1 protein-coding gene is annotated in these 1,599 nt (G+C 57.6%); it reads left to right on the top strand.

Annotated elements, in window-relative coordinates; genetic code table 11:
• Positions 1-1,562, top strand: a protein-coding gene (locus CR105_RS27370) for an IS3 family transposase (protein WP_370660715.1) whose coding sequence is annotated in 2 segments (ribosomal slippage) — positions 1-457 and positions 457-1,562 — 1,563 coding nt in all. Because the reading frame shifts where the segments join, the coding sequence is not laid out codon by codon here.
• Positions 1,563-1,599: the final 37 nt, after the last annotated feature.

Raw genomic sequence — 1,599 nt, 5'->3', positions numbered from 1 at the left:
ATGAGAACAAGGCATTCCCCAGCATTTGTCGAACAAGCACTGGTCAAGGTATTCTCCCGTGGCGGCAGGAGCGTGCAGGCAGTCGCGGACGATATCAACGTCAATTACCACACACTTAAAAATTGGATGACGAGGAAAGTAGTGGCAGAGAAGAACACCCCGGCGGCAAAAGAGAAGCGCCCACAGGACTGGAGCGCCCAGGAGCAACTGGTGGCATTGCACGAAACCCATGGCATGACGGCTGAGACGTTGAGCGCGTGGTGTCGCGAACATGGCATTTTCTCTCATCATTTGATTGAGTGGCAGGCGGCATTTTGCGCCGATAGAAAATCGGCTCCGGCCGATTCAAAAGCGCTACGCCTGCTTAAAGACGATAACGAACGACTGCAACGAGAGGTGCTGCGCAAGGACAAGGCACTGGCGGAGGCGGCAGCGTTACTGATCCTGCAAAAAAAGTTCCGGTCGCTTTGGGAGGACGAGGTCAAATGACCTCCCTGCCAAAGCGGACAGAGGTGATGGCCTTGATCGCCGATGCGGTCAAGGCTGGTGCACGCCAAGACAGCGCCTGCGCCGCGATCTCGTTCAGCGAACGCACGCTGCAACGGTGGCAACGCGATGTGTTCAGGGGCGACCAACGACCAGCGCGCGTGCAGGCGCCGAACAACAGGTTGAGCGTGCTTGAACGCGGCCAGTTGCTCGCGGTCGCCAACTGCGCTGAATTTGCCAATCTGCCGCCTTGTCAAATCGTTCCTCGCTTGGTCGATCAAGGTATCTACCTGGCGTCGGAGTCGACGTTTCGTCGGGTGCTTAAGGACGCGAAGCAGTCGGGTCATCGCGGCGCGGAACGTCCCGCGCAGATCCGCAGTAAGCCACGGGCGTTGACGGCGACTGCGCCAGGCCAGCTGTACAGCTGGGATATCACGTATCTTCCAACGCCGGTAAAGGGCGTCTATTTTTACCTGTATTTGTTCATGGATATCTTCAGTCGCAAGATCGTAGGCTGGCAAATTTATGATGTGGAAAGCAGCGAACTTGCCGGCGACGTTGTGCGCGACATTTGCGCGCGGGAGAACATCGCGCCCGACCAAGTCGTACTGCATTCGGATAATGGCAGCCCCATGAAGGGAGCGACCATGCTCGCTACACTGCAAGCCCTAGGTGTGATGCCATCGTTCAGCCGCCCATCGGTAAGCAACGACAATCCGTTCTCGGAATCGCTGTTCAAGACCTTGAAATACCGGCCGGCCTATCCACGCACAGCGTTCGACAGCCTGCTGGCGGCACGCCAATGGGTAGGTAGCTTTGTTCATTGGTATAACCATGAGCACCGGCACAGCGCAATTCAGTTCGTGACCCCAGCACAGCGCCATGCAGGATTGGACGAGGCCTTGTTACGCAAGCGTGACGAGGTGTACCGGGCAGCGAAGGCAGCACATCCGGAGCGCTGGAGCGGCGACACGCGCAACTGGCGGCCAGTGTCCGTCGTCCACCTCAATCCGGAAAAGACCATCAGTGATGGCGCCCGAGTAGAGGAAACCGTGCTGCAAAAGAAAGCAGCATAACGACTATATTAGGCGACAACTAGCTTGACGGCCACCG

It is taken from the genome of Massilia eurypsychrophila, from assembly GCF_002760655.1.
In the GTDB taxonomy this organism is placed as follows: Bacteria; Pseudomonadota; Gammaproteobacteria; order Burkholderiales; family Burkholderiaceae_D; genus JAFCUW01.
Note: the sequence above shows the minus strand (reverse complement) of the source record. Positions and strands in the feature narration are given on the sequence as shown.